This is a genomic window from Acidovorax delafieldii 2AN (assembly GCF_000175235.1).
Classification (GTDB): domain Bacteria; phylum Pseudomonadota; class Gammaproteobacteria; order Burkholderiales; family Burkholderiaceae_C; genus Acidovorax; species Acidovorax delafieldii_B.
In genome coordinates this window covers 1-3,073 of the sequence record NZ_ACQT01000344.1, presented here as the reverse complement: position 1 = coordinate 3,073, position 3,073 = coordinate 1, and the positions used below count along the sequence as shown (strand labels likewise).

Here is a 3,073-nt window from a genome sequence, read left to right as displayed (position 1 = left end):
GGCTTTGCCGTGGTGGCTGGCGAGGTGCGCAGCCTGGCCCAGCGCAGCGCCGAAGCAGCCAAGGAGATCAAGGGCCTGATCGACACCAGCGTGGAGCGCGTGGAGCAGGGCACGCGGCTGGTGGACAAGGCCGGCGCCACCATGACGGAAGTGGTGAGCGCCATCCGCCGCGTGACGGACATCATGGGCGAGATCAGCGCGGCCAGCAGCGAGCAAAGCGCCGGTGTGGCCCAGGTGGGCGAGGCAGTCACCCAGATGGACCAGGCCACGCAGCAGAACGCCGCGCTGGTGGAAGAAATGGCGGCCGGCGCCGGCAGCCTCAAGGCCCAGGCGGGCCAACTGGTGGATGCCGTGGCCGTGTTCAAGCTGGCGCCTGCCGGCCATGCGCCCACGCCAGCACCCGCGATGCGGCCCAAGGTGGCAGCGTCCACGCCCTCCACCGCACACCTGACCTACCCACAGCCGGCCATCGCGGCAAATGCCTGATGCTCCGCTCAGGCCAACAGGTGCGCCAGCGAGTCCACGTAACCGTCCGCATCCACGGTTCGTACCGGCAGGCCGTGGTTGTAGCCGTAGGTGACCAACACCACCGGGCAGCCAGCGGCGCGGGCCGCCTGTGCGTCATTGGAAGAATCGCCCACCATGAGCGTCCGCGCAGGCTCTGATTGCAAGGCTTCACAGGTTTTCAGCAACGGTAATGCGTCGGGCTTTTTTCTCTCGAAGCTATCGCCCCCGAACACCTTTGCAAAATAGCTGTCCAGACCTTTGGCACGCAACAGTGGCACAGCAAACGAGGTCGGCTTGTTGGTCAGGCACGCCAGCCGCAGACCGGCATGGCGCAAGGCATGAAGTCCCTCCTCCACCCCCGGATAAACCAGCGCGTGCTGACCATTGACTGCCAGATAGTGGCGCTGGTAGCTGGCCCATGCGGCCGGGTAGAGAGACTCAATATTGATAGCTTCTGACGCTTGCCCAGCAAGCGCCAGGACATGTTTCAGCACAGATCGCAGCAAATGTTCCGACCCCTTGCCCACCATCTGCTCGATCTGGCCTGCGGCAATCGCCGGAAGGCGCAGATCCTGCAACATGCGGTTGAGTGCTTCGGAAAAGTCCCCCAGCGTATCCACCATCGTCCCATCCAGGTCGATGATGGCGGCATCGTAGGGAGAATGGCTCAATCCAATAAAGTTCACGAGTTTCATTGCCCTGATCGTAACCAGAGGCCGGACCGAGCCAGAAATGCGTCGAAGGGTGCCCATGCGGAGAGCACGCCAGAACTCCGGCGCAGGCAACGGTATTGAAATCGAGCCCGGGCATGGCGGTGCCCTACCACACGCCTACGCACCGTCACGACGCTCGCGCCCCGCCACAAAACCAGAGCACTCCTTGCAGGTAGTCCGAGGAGGCCCCTGAATCCTCTGCGCCTGTGCTCAGAACGCGGTTTGCAAACACGAGGCACTTCTGGACAACAAGCGGCTTCGGGCAGCACCAATGCTATTGCGCGCCTTTTCCTGTCAGGACAACCCCCACCGTTTCGAACAGGATGACCAGATCCAGGAACCAAGAATGGTTTTTGACGTAATACAGGTCGTACTGCAACTTCTGCTCCGTGTCTTTGACCGACGCACCGTAGTGATAGCGCACTTGGGCCCATCCGGTTAACCCCGGCTTGATGCCATGCCGCAACGCGTAATACGGAATCTCCTGCCTGAGGCGATCCACAAAATAGGGACGCTCCGGCCGAGGTCCCACCAGGCTCATATCCCCCTTGAGCACGCAAAGCAGTTGGGGGAGTTCATCAATGCGCGTCTTCCGGATCAGTTTTCCCACCCGCGTAACCCGCGCATCTCCGGCACTGGCCCAGCGGGGGGTTCCGTCTTTTTCGGCATCCGTGCGCATGCTGCGGAACTTGATCACATTGAAGATCTTGCCATTGAGCCCCACGCGCTCTTGGCGATAGAGCACAGGCCCGCCACTCTCGATAAATATCAATAGCGCAGTGACAAGCATTACGGGAGAGGCGATCAGCAACAAGAGGCTTGATCCTATGACGTCAAAAAACCATTTGATCGTTGAGCGCACCACGCCCTGTTTAAAGCCCTCGCCAAAAATCAACCACCCAGCTGACACCGCCTCAAGATGTATCTGCCCTAGAAAATGCTCGAAATGAGTGGCAATATCAATCACCTGCACCCCATTGAGTTTGCAGTCGAGCAACTCACGCAGCGGCATGCTGCCACCGCGACGCTCGTTCAGGGCCACCACAATTTCATCCACACGGTGTTTTCTCACCGCGTCGGTCAGTGTGTTCGCAGACGAAATAATGCTCGATCGGGCAACGGCGGGTTCTTTTTCCTGAGGGCCAGAGAAATAGCCTACCAATTCAATGCTCGGATCATTCTCCTGCAACGATTGTCCCACGATGCATGCACGCGTTCCTGTACCAAATATCAGCGCACGCCGACGCCTGTAGGGGACAGGAAATATTTCCCCTCCAAACAGCCGGACGACCAGCGTGCCACTGACGATGAGCAACAACGTAATCAGCGTTCGCTCGTTCTGGTATGGGGATTGCAAGGGCAATACAAAAAATATGCCACTGACAATGGCCACAGAAAACAGAAAGGAAAGAACGGCCCGCGCCCGGATTTGACCGATAGTCATTTGACTGGGTCTTTCATACAGACCGAGTGCAAAATTGACAGCAAGAATCCCGATAGCAACCAAGATCCCGCGAACGATACCTGCAGAAATTGCGGCTGCATTGAAAGCCCCCATGCCCGCCTGCAGCGTCAACGAAACGACCAGCGTACCCACTATCAAGGTTGAATACGCCATGATTTGCAACATGGTCCGTCGGCGAAAATAATGGTTGAAAACCTTGATCATTTTCGTTTCCTGCGAAGCCCAGCCTCGGGCGCAAAAAATACCGATCAAAAATCAACTACGTCAGACGACCCAAGAAACAAACTTTTTCTTCTGCAGATTTATTTTTATATAACAAACAATTTGCTTGACTAGTCATTTTTCGTCGACGGAAAGGCTATCTTCCCCATCCAGCACCTTCCGCTCT

General features: G+C 57.8%; 3 protein-coding genes. 1 reads left to right on the top strand and 2 read right to left on the bottom strand.

What is annotated here, in order from left to right; translation table 11 throughout:
* The coding region (locus ACDELDRAFT_RS20725) for a methyl-accepting chemotaxis protein (RefSeq protein WP_005800047.1) at window positions 1–486 on the top strand (486 nt) is incomplete at its 5' end.
* Window positions 487–494: 8 nt separating this feature from the next.
* Here ACDELDRAFT_RS20725 and gph read toward each other — a convergent pair.
* The gene (gene gph / locus ACDELDRAFT_RS20720) at window positions 495–1,202 is read right to left on the bottom strand and encodes a phosphoglycolate phosphatase (RefSeq protein ID WP_005800046.1); all 708 of its coding nucleotides are present in this window, start codon (window positions 1,200–1,202) and stop codon (window positions 495–497) included.
* A gap of 292 nt (window positions 1,203–1,494) precedes the next feature.
* A complete protein-coding gene (locus ACDELDRAFT_RS20715; protein WP_005800045.1) occupies window positions 1,495–2,889 on the bottom strand; it encodes a TIGR03013 family XrtA/PEP-CTERM system glycosyltransferase in 1,395 nt (464 codons plus the stop codon).
* Between the last annotated feature and the right edge of the window lie 184 nt (window positions 2,890–3,073).

What these genes read in the sequence shown, in the direction of transcription:
- gph (WP_005800046.1), bottom strand. Translation starts at nt 1,202, where the DNA reads ATGAAACTCGTGAACTTTATTGGATTGAGCCATTCTCCCTACGATGCC.
- ACDELDRAFT_RS20715 (WP_005800045.1), bottom strand. Translation starts at nt 2,889, where the DNA reads ATGATCAAGGTTTTCAACCATTATTTTCGCCGACGGACCATGTTGCAA.